The following is a 16,161-nucleotide window of genomic DNA, read 5'->3' as shown; positions in this document are numbered from 1 at the left end:
TCGCCCCGGCACGCGGGCCGGGGCGACGCTCCGGGTCAACCGTTCCAGGCCGTGTCCATCGAGGCCAGCACCTGATCGATCGTCATCTGACCCGTCAGCAGCCCCTGCACGCCCGCACCCAGCGCGTCGTACACCGACGAGTTGGGCCAGCTGGAGTTCGGCAGCGGGACGACGTCGCCGTCGTCGATCTGGTCGGCGACCGCCGCGTAGATCGTGGTCGACAGATCGGAGCCGACCGGCACCGAGCCCTGTGCGTCCGCGAACACCTGCTGCCCCTCTTCGGTCGCCGCCCAGTCGAGGAACGCGGTCGCCGCCGCGGTGTTCTTCGAGCTGGACGACAACGACAGCGCGTAGTCGGCGCCCGAGATGCCGTACGAGGTGCCGCCGTCCTCGGCGGGGATGGACTGGATGGTGAACGTGTCGTCCGGAGCCGCCTGGCTGAGGTCGTGCGCCGAGCCGCCGGGCACGAAGGCCGAGTACGAGGTGCCCTGCACGAGGCCGTTGGTGATCGCGTCGAAGCCGCCGCCGGCCACGCCGTCCTGGAAGCAGCCCGCGCTGTTCATGTCGATGACGGCCTGCAGCGTGTCCTTCCAGCCTTGCGAGTCGGCGAAGGTGACCGTGCCGTCGGCGCGCTCCTCGTTCCAGCTCGGGTCGTCCGCGTACACGCGGGTCGCCGAGAGCACGAGAGCCATCAGACCGGTGTTCGGAGCGGCCGCGCCGGCGAGGGCGAAGACCGACTTGCCCGACGAGCTGACCGAGCTGCACGAGGAGAGCAGGTCGCTCCAGGTCGTGGGATACGTGAAGCCGTCGGCATCCGCCACGGTCTGGTTCAGCACGGTGCCGACGTAGCTCACGCCGAGCGCGACGCCGTAGGTCGAGCCGTCGACGACGAACTGCGCGTCCGACCCGGAGGGGATGACGGCGGTGGCCGCGTCGTCGAGGGGGGCGATGAGGCCGCTGTCGGCGAGCGTGAGGATGCTGTAGGTCTGGCCGGTGCCCGGCGCGGCCTGGAACACGTCGGACGCGTTGCCGGCGTTCAGCTGGGTCGTGAGGGTCTGGCCGTAGGAGTCGAGCGGGATCTCGTTGAGAGTGATCGTGACGTCCGGGTTCTCCTCCATGTACTTCTCGGCGAGCACCTTGTATGCGTTCGTCGAGTCGTTGGAGACGGCGTAGGACAGGGAGAAGGAGGTACCGTCGCCGCTGGCGGAGGACGTGCCGCCGGAGCAACCGGCGAGGACGAGTGCGCCTACCGCGAGGGGCGCTGCGAACATTCCGATACGGAGTGCCCGCGCACGGTGATGCTGTGACATGTCCAGCCTTTCTGACTTCGTTGTCGGCGCCCGTCATCGGGCCGCCTGCTGTCCGACCAGTATCGCCGACATGTGCTCGATTTGCACATAAGTTTTATCGATATCCGGCATAAGTGGCCACATCCCTCGGCGATATCTGTCATCCGGATAGCGCTATGGCCCGGGTATAGACGACACCGATACGATCGGGGGACCCGTCCTGGAGGATCACACCGTGGTGACCGACTACAGCCGCCTGTCCCGGCTGGACCTGAACCTGCTCGTCGCCCTCGACGCGCTGCTGACCGAGCGTAGCGTGACCCGCGCGGCCGACCGACTGCACCTCAGCCAGCCGGCGCTGAGCGCCTCGCTCGCGCGCCTGCGCGCCCACTTCAACGACCCGATCCTCGCGCGCCGCGGCAACGCCTACGAGCTGACGCCGTTCGCGCTCCGGCTCAGCGAGCAGACCGGTCCGGCGCTGGAGGGGGCCCGACGCGTCTTCGAGACGCAGGCGAGCTGGTCGCCGGCGGACTCGACCCGCGAGTTCTCGATCTACGGCTCCGACTACGGCGCCGTGACGGTCGGCCGCGTGGTCACCCGCCTCGCCGCGGAGCGTGCTCCCGGCGTGCGCTTCCGCTTCATGCTGCACAGCCCGAGCGTCGTCGACGACGCGGCCACGCGACTGCGGAGCGCGGACGCGATGCTCATCCCGCATGGGCCGATGGCCGATCTGCCCTTCGTCGACCTGTGGCGCGACGACTGGGTCGCGCTCGTCTCCGACGACAACGCCGTGGGCGCGACCCTGACGATGGCGGATCTCGCCGCGCTGCCGTTCGTCATGACCTACCAGACCCGCTCGGCGTTCACGTCGGCGGGACGTCAGATCCAGCAGCTGGGGATCGAGCCGCGGGTCGAGGTCGTCGTCGAGAGCTTCCTGGCGCTGCCCGCATTCGTCGCGGGCACCGACCGGGTCGCGCTGATCCAGCGCGCCCTGCTGCCGCGGGTGGACCGCGAGGGCGTGCGCGCCCTGCCGTTGCCGTTCGACGCGACGCCGATCTCGAACGCGCTGTGGTGGCATCCGATCCACGAGCGCGACCCGGAGCACGCGTGGATGCGCGACCTGTTCGTCGAGGCGGGGACCCTCGTCGCCGCCGAGGCGCTCACCGCCTGACACGTCTCAGGGCTGCGGGACCATCCGCATCGCGGAGCGGATGAGGTCGTGCTGTCGGCGCACGAGCAGCAGCGGGTCGACCTCGCCGAGCTCGGCGAACGCGTGGCCCTCCCATTCGCTCGACCAGTAGCCGCGGTAGCCGCCCTCGACGAACACGCGCACGAGCTCCGGGTAGTCGATCGCGGGCTCCTGCCCGTTCTCGTCGATGTCGTAGAACTTGGCGTGCACGTGCAGGATCTGCGGCATGATGTCGGCCCACTCGCGCGGGTCGACGTGGCCGTGCATGTTGAACGCGAGGTGCGCGAACGAGCCCAGGCGACCGGGATCGAAGTCCCTGCCCTTCAGATAGCCGATGAACTCCTGCTGCCGCTCCTGCATCGAGGCGTCCGTCGCCCAGATCTCCTGGAGCCGGACGAGCGCGTCGTCGTCGAGCCCGGCGCGCTGCACGGCGCGCAGCAGGGTCGGCGACATCGCGTGCATCGTCGACGAGAAGTCGGCCACGAACCCCAGCAGCGGGGAGTCGAGCTCGGCGTAGGTCTCGCGCACCTTCAGGATCGCCTCGTGGTTCGGCCCCATCGGCGCGTGGATCTCGTAGGCGAGCCTGAGGTCGAGCTTCTCGGCGACCGGGAGGAGCCGGCGCAGCAGCTCGGGCTTGGCCGACTGGATGCGCACCAGCGGGAAGCCGAGCTTCTTCGCCCCCTGGAACATCAGCTCGCTGAAGGCGAACTCCTCGTCGGCGGTCATGTCGCGATCGCGGCGCTTGCCCATGTCGAGGTTCGCCCCGAACGAGCTCTCGTCGAAGCCGTGCTTGTCGAACGCGGCGCGCCAGGTGCGGACGAAGTCGTCCGAGACGACCGGGTAGGTCGGCACCACCTGCGAGGCGACGATCTCGATGCCCGGGCCGATGCCGAGCTCGGCCACGCGATCGAGCAGCCCGTCGAAGTCGAACCAGCCGGCGCGGAACTCCGCGCTGGCCGAGTACAGGGTGAGCCCGAGCTGGAACGGGTCCGCCTCGGTGGCGGGCGGCGGCGGCGTGACGTCCGCCGTCATCGCCGGTGCGGGAGCGGCGCCATCCGTCGCCGTCAGCCGGAGCCGCTGGTGCACGACGTTCGGCACGTAGACGCCGGGCCCGCCGTCCTGGCCCGGCGCGATCTGCATGTACGGCAGCCGCAGCTCGCCGTGGATCTCGACGTCGTGCTCCTCGCCGAGGGTCACCGGCGCGTCGCGCCGCACGACCAGCAGGGGGTGCTGCTGCAGATACCAGAGCGTGTCGCTCTGGGCGGGCAGGTCGGCGAGCGCGAAGCGGACGCCGTCGAGCTCGAACACGAGATCGTCCTGCAGCACCTCCTCGCCGTCGATCCACAGGCGCAGCGTCGTCACCGACGAGAGCCACAGGCTGCGGTACCAGGGGATGGTCAGCGCGATCGCGGCCCCGTCGGGGTGCACGCGGAGGCTGTCGTCGTGGATGAGTCCGTTGGGCATGGGAGGTCTCCTGGGGTGTCAGTCGAGGTCGGCGGCGATGGACCGGATGAGGGAGTGCTGGCGGCGCACCTGTTCGATCGAGCGCCACGGCTCGCGCTCCCCCTCGTATTCGCTGGAGAGGTACCCGGTGTAGCCGGCGTCCTTCAACGCCTGCAGCACCGGCCGCCACGGGATCTGCTGATCCACGAGGTGCTCGTCGATGTCGTGGAACTTCGCCTGGATGAACACGACGTGCTTCGCGATGTCGGCGATGTCGGCGGGGTCCACGGCGATGCCGTCCATGAACGCGGGACGCTGCCCGGGCAGCTCGCCCGGTGCCAGCGGGATGGGCCGGTCCTGGAAGATGCCGGTGTCCAGCAGCAGCCCGAAGTGCTTCGTGCCGGTGCGCTCGATGAGACCGATGTAGTCGTCGACGACCTCGTGCTTGATCGGGGTCGGCGAGTGGATCTCGGGGCAGATGACCATGTCGAGGTCGGCGGCGAGCTCGAGGGAGCGCTCGACCGACTCGGTCCAGATCGGATGCGGGATGAGGTCGTCCGAGACGACACCGATCTTCGGACGCACGAACCGGAAGCCGAGTCGCTTCGCGAGCCGGAGGTCGCGCTGCAGGATCGCGGCTCCCTCCGCGGCGGTGAGGTCGCGGGCGTGGATGCCGCTGGAGTGCAGCCTCGTGTCGATCCACGAGCCGTAGTTGGTCGGCTCCAGCCGGTACTGCGCGAGCAGCTCGAACCACCGGTCGATCCAGGCGGTCGTCGGTTCCGGGTAGCCGGCGATGTGTCCCTCGCCGAGGATCTCGACGCCGGTGGCGCCCACGTCGGCGACGGCGGCGAGAGCTGTCTCGAGGTCCATGACGGTGCCGTAGTCGGTCATGAAGCTGTACAACGAGACGCCGTACGCGAAGGGGCCGCCGCTCGCCTCCGGCGCGAGGGTGACGTGCCGCCTCACGCGATAGGTCGAGGGCTGGTGCTCCTCGGGGATGTACGACATCCGCAGTCGCAGCTCGATCGACACCTCGTGCACGCCGTCCGGCAGGCCGCCCTCGAACGGCACCGTCACGACGGCCGCGTCCTCCAACGGCCAGCGGACGCCGTCGGAGTCCCACAGCTCCTGCAGCGTGTAGGTCTTCCCCTGCAGGGTCCATAACGGCACCTCGGGTCCGACGTCGACGAGGTCGCCGACCCGGACGGCGACGCCGTCGATGAGCGAGGCGGCCATGCCGCGGTAGGACGGCATGCGCAACCGCAGCTGGAAGCCGGTGACCCGGTCGCCGTCCCGCACGTTACGGAAGCCGACGGACTGGATGAGGTCCCTCTCGAGAAGCACCGATGCTCCTTCCTACGGCACGACCGGCCGTGTACGACATTGGACGCCTCGAGTGTACACACTTATGCCTGAATATGACAGAAGTGTGCGGATTCCAGCCCCATCGGTTCCCGAGGCACCGTGTCAGGACGCCGTCGGCGCAGCCAGCAGCGCCTCGAACGCGAGCTCCGCGGCACCGATCAGCAGCCGGTCGTCGGCGAGCTGCGCCGGGCGGACCTCGAGCAGCTCGCCGCACGCCGGCATCGCCTGCGCGCGCACGTCCGCCACGAAGCCGGGCAGATCGCGCTCGGCGAGCATCGCGAGGAACCCCCCGAGCACGATGACCGAGGGATTGAGCACATTGACCGCGTTCGCCAGCGCCGTCGCGAGGATGCGCCGCTGGCGGTCGATCTCTGCGGTGGCGGTGCCGACCCGGCGCAGCGCCTCGGCGAGCGTCGCATCGTCGGTGGCCGACAGCCCCGCGGCGGCGAGGAGCCGGTCCCGGTCGACCTCGTCCTCGAGCACGCCGTCGGGGACGCGCCGGTCGTCGGCGCGTCCGATGCCCGGGCGGTTCTGTCCGAACTCCCCGGCATAGCCGCTCGCGCCGCCGACGGCGCGTCCGGCGACGATCAGACCGCCGCCGATGCCGCTCGCGCCGCCGTTGAGGTAGACGACGTCGTCCGCGTCACGTGCGGCGCCGAACAGGTGCTCGGCACGCGCGCCGAGCGACGCGTCGTTGCCGACGACGACCGGCAGGCCGACCCGGGCCCGCACGATCTCACGCAGCGGCGCGTCCCGCCAGCCGAGGTGGGGGGCGTCCCGCACGAGTCCGTCCTCCCCGCGCACCAGCCCGGGCACGGCCAGGCCGACCCCGACGATGCGCGCGGCGGCGAGCCCCTCCCCGAGCCAGCTCGCCACCTGCGCCGCCAGCGATACGGCCACCTGCTCCGGCGCCGGCGGGACGTCGAACGGGATGCGGGCGCGCACGCGCACCCGGCGGTCCAGCCCGACCGCTGCCATCGTGAGGGCGTCGACCTCGGGGTTCGCCGCGATCGCCACGACATCCGCCGCGGCGTGCACGACCGGAGAGGGGCGCCCGACCCGGCGCGACGGATCGGGGCCGGCCTGGCTCGCGAGCCCGTGCTGCTCGAGCTCGGCGACCAGGTCCGCGATCGTGGACCGGTTCAGTCCGGTGCGCTCGGTGAGGGCGGCACGCGGCAGCGGGCCCTCGCGGTGGATCAGCTCCAGGATGCGCGCCAGGTTCTGCTGCCGGACTCCGCTCGGACTGACGCTCGCGCTCACGCTGCCATCGTAGTATGTTGTCATTAACAACATATAGGACCGCGCGAAGGAGCGACATGCCCGCCCCCACTCTTGCCGACAAGTTCACGTTCGGCCTCTGGACCGTCGGCTACAACGGCACCGATCCCTTCGGCGGCCCCACCCGCCCCGCCCTCGACGTCGTCCACGTCGTCGAGAAGCTGGCCGAGCTCGGCGCCTACGGGCTCACGTTCCACGACGACGACCTGTTCGCGTTCGGCTCCACGGACGCCGAGCGTCAGGCGCAGATCGACCGGCTCACGGGTGCCCTCGACGCGACCGGGCTGAAGACCCCGATGGTCACCACGAACCTCTTCTCCGCCCCCGTGTTCAAGGACGGCGGCTTCACCTCGAACGACCGTGCCGTGCGCCGGTTCGCGCTGCGCAAGGTGCTGCGCAACCTCGACCTCGCCGCCGAGCTGGGTGCGCAGACGTTCGTCATGTGGGGCGGCCGCGAGGGGGCCGAGTACGACGCCGCGAAGGACGTGCGCCAGGCGCTGGAGCGCTATCGAGAGGCGGTGAACCTGCTCGGCCAGTACGTGATCGACAAGGGCTACGACATCCGCTTCGCGATCGAGCCCAAGCCGAACGAGCCCCGCGGCGACATCCTGCTGCCCACGGTCGGCCACGCCCTCGCGTTCATCGAGTCGCTCGAGCACCCCGAGCTGGTCGGCCTGAACCCGGAGGTCGGCCACGAGCAGATGGCCGGGCTGAACTTCGCCGCCGGCATCGCCCAGGCGCTGTATCACGGCAAGCTCTTCCACATCGACCTCAACGGCCAGCGCGGCATCAAGTACGACCAGGACCTCGTGTTCGGCCACGGCGACCTGCACAACGCGTTCGCCCTCGTCGACCTGCTCGAGAACGGCGGCCCGGCCGGCGGTCCCGCCTACGACGGCCCCCGGCATTTCGACTACAAGCCGAGCCGCACCGAGGACGAGACCGGCGTGTGGGACTCCGCCGCCGCGAACATGCGCACGTACCTGCTGCTCAAGGAGCGGGCGGCCGCGTTCCGCGCCGATCCGGAGGTGCAGGAAGCCCTGGCGGCCGCGCGCGTGCCCGAGCTGGCGCAGCCCACGCTGGCCGCCGACGAGTCGTACGAGGACCTGATCGCCGACCGCTCGGCGTTCGAGGACTTCGACGCCTCGGCCTACTTCGGCGGCCACGGCTTCGGCTTCGTGCGCCTGCAGCAGCTCGCGACCGAGCACCTGCTCGGAGCGCGGTGAGCCCCACCGGCGCACGTCCCGCCGCCGGCTGCCCGACATCCCTGTCCCCGTTGCGCATGTCCCCGTTGCGCATGTCCCACTTGCGCATGTCCCAGTTGCGCGCGATAGATGTCCCACTTTGGCGCGGAAAAAGCACCCTATTCCGCGCCAAAGTGGGACATCCTCAAGGCCGGGCGGAGGTCGGGACGAGGCCGGGCGGAGGTCGGAACAGCGAGAGCGGAGGTCGGGACAGTGAGATGAGGAGGGCGCCATGGTGCTCGTGATGGGTGTCGACTCGTCGACGCAGTCGTGCAAGGTCGTCATCGTCGACCCGGCGTCCGGTGCGGTCGTGCGGCAGGGGCGTGCGCCGCACCCGGACGGCACCGAGGTCGACCCCGCGGCGTGGTGGCGCGCGCTGAACCGGGCGATCGAGGACGCCGGCGGCGTCGCCGACGTGGCGGCGTGGGCGATCGGCGGTCAGCAGCACGGCATGGTCGCGCTGGATGCCGAGGGCCACGTGATCCGCCCCGCCCTGCTCTGGAACGACACCCGCTCGGCGGGCGCCGCTTGCGACCTCGTCGCCGAGTTCGGCGCCCGCGCGCTCGCCGAGCGCACCGGGCTCGTGCCCGTCGCGTCGTTCACCCTCACGAAGCTGCGCTGGCTGCGGGACCACGAACCGGACGCCGCCGCCCGCGTCGCCGCGGTCGCGCTGCCGCACGACTGGCTCACCTGGCGACTGCGGGGCTTCGGCCCGGCCGGTGAGTCGGTCCGGGGACCGGTGCTCGACGAGCTCGTGACCGATCGCTCCGACGCCTCCGGCACCGGGTACTGGCGGCCGGACACCGGGGACTACGACCGTGAGCTGCTGGCCGCGGCCCTCGGACACGACGCGATCCTGCCGCGCGTGCTCGGCCCGCACGCGTCGGTCCTCGACGGCGCCGGTTGCCTCGTCGGCGCCGGCGCCGGCGACAACGCGGCCGCCGCGCTCGGCGTCGGAGCCGGGCCCGGCGACGTCGTGGTCTCGATCGGCACGAGCGGCACCGTGTTCGCGGTCGCCGCCGAGCGCACCATCGACGAGACCGGCACCGTCGCGGGCTTCGCCGACGCCGACGGCCGGTTCCTGCCGATCGTGGTCACCCTCAACGCCGCTCGGGTGCTCGACGCCGTCGCCCGCCTGCTCGCCGTGGACCACGACGAGCTCAGCCGGCTGGCGCTCGACGCGGCACCCGGTGCGGGCGGGCTCGCACTCCTCCCCTACTTCGAGGGCGAGCGCACCCCGAACCTGCCCGAGGCGACGGCGTCGCTCGCCGGGATGACGCTGGCGAACACGACCCGCGAGAACCTCGCGCGCGCCGCCGTCGAGGGGATGCTGTCGGGCCTGGGCGCCGGGCTCGACGCGCTGCGCGGGCTCGACGTGCCGCTGCGGCGCGCACTGCTGATCGGCGGCGGGGCGCAGTCCGAGGCGGTGCGGCGCATCGCCCCCGCCGTGCTGGGGCTGCCCGTCGAGGTCCCGGCCCCGGGCGAGTACGTCGCGCTCGGCGCCGCCCGCCAGGCGGCATCCCTGCTCGCTCGCTGACTGTCACCGGACCGGACGCCGGGGGTCCGACCGCGACTCTCAGCGCAGGCGCAGCTCCGCCTCGATCGCGGCGGCCTGGCGCAGCAGCGCGGGAAGATGCACCTCGGTCAGCCGCTCGACCGTGTCGCGGCTCGCGCTCGTGGACACGTTGACGGCGGCGACCACCTCGCCGTCACGACCGCGCAGCGGTGCCGCGACCGAGCGCAATCCCGCCTCGAGCTCGCCGTCGACCAGTGCCCACCCCTGCGCGCGCACGCGGTCGAGCTCGGCGCGCAGCCGGGCCGGCTCGGTCAGGGTGCGGCCGGTGAGATGCGCCCGGGCGGACGCGGCGAGCACCTCGTCCCGCTCGGCATCCGCGAGCCCGGCCAGCAGCACGCGGCCCATGCTCGTCGCGTACGCCGGGAACCGGGTGCCGATCGTGATGCGCACGCTCATGATGCGGCGGGTGGGCACCCGCGCGATGTAGACGATGTCGGCGCCGTCGAGCACGGCCGCCGACACCGACTCGTCGACCTCGCGCGAGAGCCGCTCGAGATGGGGCTGCACGATCTCCGGCAGCGACAGCGAGGAGAGGTAGCTGAAGCCGAGCTCGAGCACGCGCGGGGTGAGGGCGAACAGCCGGCCGTCGGTGCGCACGTAGCCGAGCGCCGTCAGCGTGTGCAGGAACCGCCGCGCGGCGGCGCGGGTGAGCTCGGCGCGGCGGGCGACGTCGCTGAGGCTCAGCTCGGGATGCTCGGCGTCGAACGCGCGGATGACGGCGAGCCCCCGGGCGAGCGACTGCACGAACTCGCCGGTGCCCCCCGCATCCGTGCCCGCAGCACCGACCCCTCCGCCCGCGGCATCCGTCGTCTCGGTCATCGTCCCCTCACAGTTCCTCCCCACCCGGCATGTCCCACTTCGGCGCGGTATCAGGGTGATATTCCGCACCGAAGTGGGACATCAACCGCGCGGAAGTGGGACACGAGCGCAGGTCGCCGACGGCTGCCGGTGCGTTCAGCGCTCGAGGACGACGGCGAGGCCCTGGCCGACCCCGATGCAGATCGCGGCGACGGCGACGCCACCGCCGCGACGCTTGAGCTCGTGCGCCGCGTGGCCCAGGATGCGGCCGCCGGAGGCTCCCAGGGGGTGCCCGATCGCGAGCGCCCCGCCGTGCACGTTGACCTTCTCCGGGTCGAGGTCGGGCCACCCGGCGATGCACGCGAGCGACTGCGACGCGAACGCCTCGTTCAGCTCGACGACGTCGACGTCCGCCCAGGTCCTGCCGGCCTTGGCGAGGGCCTTGTTCGCGGCCTCGATCGGCGCGATCGGGAAGTAGTCCGGGTCGACGCCGTGCGCGGCCCGACCCGCGATGCGGGCGAGCGGCTCGGCGTCCAGCGCACCCTCGGACCCGATCAGCAGCGCCGAGGCGCCGTCGTTGATCGGCGACGAGTTACCGGCGGTCACCGTTCCGCTGCCGTCGGCCGCGAACAGCGCCTTCAGCCCGGCGAGCCTCTCCACCGAGGTGTCGTCGCGGATGCCCTCGTCGCGGGCGAGCTCGGCGCCGGGCACCTGCACGATCTCGGGGTCGTAGACCCCCGCGGCCCACGCCGCGGCGGCCAGCCGGTGCGAGCGCACCGCGAACTCGTCCTGCGCCTCACGGCCGATGCCGAACTCCCGCGCGATCTTCTCCGCCGACTCGCCGTTGCTGATCGTCCAGTGCTTCGGCAGCGCCTTGTTGGTCATGCGCCAGCCGATCGCCGTGTTCCACAGCGTCTGGTTGCCCACCGCCGGCCATGGCCGCGGCGACTTCTCCACGATGAACGGGGCGCGGCTCATCGACTCCACGCCGCCGGCGAGCACGAGGTCGGCATCGCCGGTCTCGACCGCGCGCGCGGCCTGGATCGACGCCTCCAACGACGACGAGCACAGGCGGTTGACGGTCACGCCGGTCACGGTGGTGGGGAAGCCCGCCAACAGCGCGCCGAAGCGTGCGACGTCGCGGTTGTCCTCGCCGGCCTGGTTCGCGTCGCCGAAGATCACGTCGGAGATGGCGGCGGGGTCGAGGCCGGTGCGCTCCACGATCGCCTTCATGACGACGGCGGCGAGGTCGTCGGGCCGCACGCCCGACAGGGCGCCGGCGGCACGTCCGAACGGCGTGCGGACGGCGTCGTAGACGAAGGATGCGGTCATGGGTCAGTTCCCTCCGGTCGCGTCGACCAGGTCCAGCCCGGTCAGCTCGCGCAGCTCGTCGATGGTGTTGTCGCCGAACGCCTCGCGCACGGCGAACCCGGCTTCGGTCACGTCGAAGACGGCATGGTCGGTGTAGACGCGCGAGACGCACCCCACGCCGGTGAGCGGATACGTGCAGGACGCGACGAGCTTGGACGAGCCGTCCTTGGTGAGCAGGTCGGTGAAGACGTAGACGTCCTTCGCGCCGATGGCGAGGTCCATGGCGCCGCCGACCGCCGGGATCGCACCGGGCGCCCCCGTCGACCAGTTCGCCAGGTCTCCGGTCTGCGAGACCTGGAACGCGCCCAGCACGCAGACGTCGAGGTGGCCGCCGCGCATCATGGCGAAGGAGTCGGCGTGATGGAAGTAGGCGGCGCCGGCGAGGGCTGTGACCGCCTGCTTGCCGGCGTTGATGAGGTCGGGGTCGACCTGCCCGGGCTCGGGGGCGGGACCCATGCCCAGCAGCCCGTTCTCGGTGTGGAGGATGATCTCGTCGCCTTCCGGCAGGAAGTTGGCGACCAGCGTCGGGGCGCCGATGCCGAGGTTCACATACGAGCCCTCGGGGATGTCGGCGGCGATGCGGGCCGCGAGGTCGTTGCGGGAGATGCGGGTGGTCATCGTGCGGCCTCCTCGGGCTCGGCGTCCAGGGGCCTGCCCTCCAGGTCGACCCCGCCGACGAACTCGCCGCCGCGCAGCCAGGCCCGCTCGCCGACCGCGACCACACGGTCGACGAACAGCCCGGGGGTGACGACGGTCTCGGGATCGATCGAGCCCAGCGGCACGACCTCGTCGACCTGCACGACCGTCGTGGTGGCCGCGGTCGCCATGATCGGGCCGAAGTTCCGGGCCGTCTCGCGGTAGACGAGGTTGCCCCAGCGGTCGGCGGCGCGCGCGCTGATCAGCGCGAAGTCGGCGAAGATCGGGTACTCCAGCACGTACCAGCGACCCCCGATCTCGCGCGCCTCCTTGCCCTCGGCCAGCTCCGTGCCGACGCCGGTGGGCGAGAAGAAGGCACCGATGCCGGCACCGGCGGCGCGGATGCGCTCGGCCAGGTTGCCCTGCGGCACGATCTCGAGCTCGATCTCGCCGGCGCGGTACAGCCCGTCGAAGACCCATGAGTCGCTCTGCCGCGGGAAGGAGCAGATGATCTTGCGCACGCGCCGGGTCGCGAGCAGCGCCGCGAGGCCGACGTCGCCGTTGCCGGCGTTGTTATTGACGATCGTGAGGTCCTTCGCGCCGTGCGCGATGAGGGCGTCGATGAGCTCGACCGGCTGACCGGCACGACCGAAGCCGCCGATCATGACGGTCGCGCCGTCGGGGATGCCCGCGACGGCCGCCTCCACATCCGGGACGGTCTTGTCGATCATCCATCCTCCTGGTGTTCGCTGTGCGAACGTGCGTTCGCGATAAGAACACTCTAGCGCGGGCTCCCTCGCCCGGCAACCGCTCAGGGCTCCAGCGTCAGCGATGCCGAGATGGGCACGATCTGCTCGCGCAGCGCGATGATCTCGCGCGCGTGGGCGTGCAGCCGCGCGTCGCCCGGCAGCTCGGGGGTCCACTCCGGCACGGGCCTCGCGACCCCGTCGGGGCCGGGCACGACGAACACCGTCATGCACTGGGTCGTCAGCGTCATCTCGTGCGGGGTCCGCGGATCGGCCGTGCGCACGTGGATGCTGATGTGCATGCTGTGCGCGCTCGTGTAGATGATCCGCGCGTCCACCTCGACGAGGTCGCCGATGCGCACCGGCGCGAAGAAGTGGATGCCGCCGGAGTACACGGCGACCGCCGAGCTCGCCTGCTCGCCGTCGCGCGCCCAGGCCGCTGCCACCGCATAGGCGGCCTCGTCGATCCACCGCATGACCGTGCCGCCGTGCGCCTTCCCGCCCCAGTTCACGACGCCGGGCGGCACGAGGAAGCGCAGCGTCACGCGCGGCGCGGCGGTCGCCTCGTCATATTCCTCGTCGAGCATGAGACGCTTGATCCGGGTGCGCGACGGGATGCGGTCCAGCGCCGCCGCCGCGAGCTTCCGGTCGGAGCGGCTGCGCGGCTCCCACGCCGGCACCACGGTCGGCCGGCCGTCGGCATCCTTGGCCACGAAGACGAGGATGCACGTGGTCGCGGGGGTGTACGCCCGCGACTCCACCTCGGCCGAGGAGACCGTCACCACCACGTGCATGCTGGTGCGACCGGTGTGGACGATGCGCGCCTGCACCTCGACGATGCTGCCCGGAGGGACCGGACGACGATGCCGGACGTTGCCGACATAGGCGGTGACGCAATAGGTGCCGGCCCAGCCGACGGCGCAGGCGTAGCCGGCCTTGTCGATCCACTCCATCACGCTGCCGGCGGCCACGGTCGTGCCGCTCGCCGCCGTGTCGGCGGGGGTCGTCATGAACCGGAGCGTGATGCGGTCGTCGCGGCCGGCGATCGTCGTGGTCGTCACGCGGTCAGCGTAGCGGCTCGCCGGTGCAGGCTAGCCGGTCTCGCCCGCCAGGATCGGCGCCGCCAGACGGAACGCCGTGTTGGCCGCCGGCACGCCGCAGTAGATCGCGGACTGCAGGATCACCTCTTCGATCTCGGCGGCGGTCAGGCCGTTGCGCAGCGCGGCGTGCACGTGCATCACGAACTCCTCGTGATGGCCGAGCGCGATCATCGCGGTGAGCACGGCGATCGACCGCTCCCGGCGCTCGAGGCCGGGACGCGACCACACCTCGCCCCAGGCGTAACGGGTGATGAAGTCCTGGAAGCCGGCGGTCTGCGGGGTCGTGTTCGCGATCGACCGGTCCACGTGCGCGTCGCTGAGCACGGCACGGCGCACGACCATGCCCCGGTCGTAGCGCTCCTCGTCGGTCAGGCCGACGCCGTCGGGACGGCTCATCGTGCGCTCCCCTCGAAGAAGGCGATCAGTGCGGCGGTGACGGCGACGGGCTGCTCGGCGGGCGGCAGGTGCGCGGCGTCCGCGATGCGCACGGCACGACCGTCCACGACGCCGGCGGCGATCTCGGCGGCCTTCCCCTCGGGCACCACCTGGTCGTGCTCTCCCCAGACCGCGACCACGGGCGCGGCGATCTCCGCGAGCCGGTCGCGCACGTCATAGGCGGCGAGCGCCTCGCAGCACAGCGCGTACGACTCGTCGTCGGCATCCTGCAGCGCGTGGAACAGCCGCCCCGCCAGCACGGGCTCCCGCGCGATCGAGTCGGGCGCGAACCATCGCTGACCGGACTGCACGATCAGCGACGAGGTCGACTGCGCCCGCACCTTCGCTGCACGCTCGTGCCACGAGTCCGGGTCTCCCAGCTGCGCCCCCGACGCGACGATCGCGGCCTCGGCCACGAGCCCCGGATGGCGCAGCAGCAGCTCCAGTCCGGTCGCGCCGCCCAGCGAGACGCCGGCGTAGCGGATGCCGTCCCCGCCGAGCTCTCGAGCCCCGGTGGCGACCGCGTCGGCCAGCTCCCCGACCGTGAACGGCTCGGTCGCGGCGGGCGAGTCGCCGTGCCCGGGCAGATCCCAGGCGGTCACGCGGTAGCGCTCACACAGGACCGGCAGCGTGTTCTCCCACAGGATCGTGCTGGTGCCCAGCGAGGGCCCGAGCACGAGCAGCGGCGCGCCGTCGGGACCGGCGGGATCGGTGAAGCGGAGGGCGGGAACGGTCATCGGTGTCAGATCTCGGGCTGAGCGGGTGTCTCGGGGGTCGGGGGTGCGATGACGGGCGACTCAGCCTGGATCCCGACATCGGCGCCGAGCTCGTGCTCCGCGTCCGACGGCGCATCGGAGACCGCGCGATCGACGAGAAGACTCGCCAAGCCGGTGTAGTTCGCCGGGTCGAGCAACGCCTCGACGTCGTCGGCGGGATGCGGCGCCCCCGGCGCGCGATCGATCGCCGCCTCCAGCGCCTCGCGCACGAGCGCCGGCAGATCGCCGCCGGTGCCGGCCGCCGCCACGATGCGGGTCACCTCGTCGGCGCCGAGCACCGGCGTCAGCACGATCGAGAGGCGCTCGGCCAGCAGCAGCCCGTCGGTCAGGACGAGGTCGCGGACCACGGCCTGCTCGTCGACGCGCAGACCCTCCACCAGGCGGGCGGCGGTCCCGGTCGCGCCGAGCGCGAGCCGCAGCAGTTCACGCAGCGTCGGCCATTCGGCGTGCCAGGCCCCGTCGGGACGCTCGTCGACCGCGAACGCCGACGCGAGATGGAGCGTCGCGGCCAGCTGCGGCGCGCGCAGCGCGGCCGAGCGCACGAGCACGGAGGCGGCCGGGTTCTGCTTCTGCGGCATGGCGCTGGAGCCTCCGCCGGCGCCCTCGGCCAGCTCGCCGATCTCGGTGCGGCTGAGCGTGGCCACATCGGCGGCGATCTTGCCGACGGCGTCGACGGCCTGCGCGAGCGCGTCGCCGAGCTCGGTCACGGGCCAGCGGGTGACGTGCCAGGGTGCCGCGGGTGCGGCCAGGCCCAGTTCGGCAGCATACGCGCCGGGCAGGGCGGCCGCGGCGTCCGCGCCGCCGATCTGGACGAACGAGGCGAGGGTGCCCCCGGCGCCGGCCAGCTGGGCGGGCAGCGCCACGACGGCCTCGGCCAGCCGCACCCGGGCGCGCGTGACGCCGCGCAGCCATCCC

At 72.1% G+C, this 16,161-nt stretch carries 15 protein-coding genes; 3 read left to right on the top strand and 12 right to left on the bottom strand.

Annotated features, from left to right (window positions below; genetic code table 11):
- Positions 1–35 precede the first annotated feature (35 nt).
- Positions 36–1,271, bottom strand: coding sequence for an ABC transporter substrate-binding protein (locus tag QM626_RS08105; RefSeq protein ID WP_415075829.1), 1,236 nt, complete (start codon positions 1,269–1,271; stop codon positions 36–38).
- A 256-nt stretch (positions 1,272–1,527) separates the two neighbouring features.
- Here QM626_RS08105 and QM626_RS08100 point away from each other — a divergent pair, with 256 nt between their 5' ends.
- Complete coding sequence (locus QM626_RS08100; protein ID WP_415075831.1) at positions 1,528–2,460, top strand: LysR family transcriptional regulator; 933 nt, start codon at positions 1,528–1,530, stop codon at positions 2,458–2,460.
- A 6-nt stretch (positions 2,461–2,466) separates the two neighbouring features.
- Here QM626_RS08100 and QM626_RS08095 read toward each other — a convergent pair whose 3' ends face one another.
- The 3 genes from QM626_RS08095 to QM626_RS08085 all read right to left on the bottom strand — a co-directional run bounded on the left by QM626_RS08095 (position 2,467) and on the right by QM626_RS08085 (position 6,570).
- A complete protein-coding gene (locus QM626_RS08095) occupies positions 2,467–3,942 on the bottom strand; it encodes a DUF6379 domain-containing protein (protein ID WP_415075827.1) in 1,476 nt (491 codons plus the stop codon).
- Between the two features lie 18 nt (positions 3,943–3,960).
- On the bottom strand, positions 3,961–5,265 hold the full coding sequence (locus QM626_RS08090) for a DUF6379 domain-containing protein (protein WP_415075825.1): 1,305 nt from the start codon (positions 5,263–5,265) through the stop codon (positions 3,961–3,963).
- Positions 5,266–5,388: 123 nt separating this feature from the next.
- Positions 5,389–6,570, bottom strand: a complete 1,182-nt coding sequence (locus tag QM626_RS08085; RefSeq protein ID WP_415075823.1) for an ROK family protein — start codon at positions 6,568–6,570, stop codon at positions 5,389–5,391.
- Positions 6,571–6,602: 32 nt separating this feature from the next.
- On the opposite strand from QM626_RS08085, the gene xylA reads away from it, so the two are divergent.
- Positions 6,603–7,790: a xylose isomerase gene (xylA, locus tag QM626_RS08080; protein WP_415075821.1), complete on the top strand. Its 1,188-nt coding sequence runs from the start codon at positions 6,603–6,605 to the stop codon at positions 7,788–7,790.
- 250 nt (positions 7,791–8,040) lie between these two features.
- Positions 8,041–9,345, top strand: a complete 1,305-nt coding sequence (gene xylB / locus QM626_RS08075) for a xylulokinase (protein ID WP_415075819.1) — start codon at positions 8,041–8,043, stop codon at positions 9,343–9,345.
- Positions 9,346–9,384: 39 nt separating this feature from the next.
- On the opposite strand, the gene QM626_RS08070 is transcribed toward xylB, so the two are convergent.
- The 8 genes from QM626_RS08070 to QM626_RS08035 all read right to left on the bottom strand — a co-directional run.
- Positions 9,385–10,203: an IclR family transcriptional regulator C-terminal domain-containing protein gene (locus tag QM626_RS08070; RefSeq protein WP_415075816.1), complete on the bottom strand. Its 819-nt coding sequence runs from the start codon at positions 10,201–10,203 to the stop codon at positions 9,385–9,387.
- A 135-nt stretch (positions 10,204–10,338) separates the two neighbouring features.
- Complete coding sequence (locus QM626_RS08065) at positions 10,339–11,514, bottom strand: thiolase family protein (protein ID WP_415075814.1); 1,176 nt, start codon at positions 11,512–11,514, stop codon at positions 10,339–10,341.
- A 3-nt stretch (positions 11,515–11,517) separates the two neighbouring features.
- Positions 11,518–12,171: a 3-oxoacid CoA-transferase subunit B gene (locus tag QM626_RS08060; protein WP_415075812.1), complete on the bottom strand. Its 654-nt coding sequence runs from the start codon at positions 12,169–12,171 to the stop codon at positions 11,518–11,520.
- Positions 12,168–12,920: a 3-oxoacid CoA-transferase subunit A gene (locus QM626_RS08055; RefSeq protein ID WP_415075810.1), complete on the bottom strand. Its 753-nt coding sequence runs from the start codon at positions 12,918–12,920 to the stop codon at positions 12,168–12,170. Before QM626_RS08055 ends, QM626_RS08060 begins: the two co-directional genes overlap by 4 nt.
- A gap of 80 nt (positions 12,921–13,000) precedes the next feature.
- A complete protein-coding gene (locus QM626_RS08050; RefSeq protein WP_415075808.1) occupies positions 13,001–13,996 on the bottom strand; it encodes an acyl-CoA thioesterase in 996 nt (331 codons plus the stop codon).
- A 30-nt stretch (positions 13,997–14,026) separates the two neighbouring features.
- A complete protein-coding gene (gene pcaC, locus QM626_RS08045; protein ID WP_415075806.1) occupies positions 14,027–14,431 on the bottom strand; it encodes a 4-carboxymuconolactone decarboxylase in 405 nt (134 codons plus the stop codon).
- Positions 14,428–15,207, bottom strand: coding sequence for an alpha/beta fold hydrolase (locus QM626_RS08040; RefSeq protein ID WP_415075804.1), 780 nt, complete (start codon positions 15,205–15,207; stop codon positions 14,428–14,430). Before QM626_RS08040 ends, pcaC begins: the two co-directional genes overlap by 4 nt.
- 5 nt (positions 15,208–15,212) lie before the next feature.
- A partial coding sequence (locus QM626_RS08035; protein WP_415075802.1) for a lyase family protein occupies positions 15,213–16,161 on the bottom strand: 949 nt, incomplete at its 5' end.

This window comes from Microbacterium sp. (genome assembly GCF_047606385.1).
Taxonomy (GTDB): Bacteria; Actinomycetota; Actinomycetes; order Actinomycetales; family Microbacteriaceae; genus Microbacterium.
This window is presented reverse-complemented; position numbering and strand designations above follow the sequence as displayed.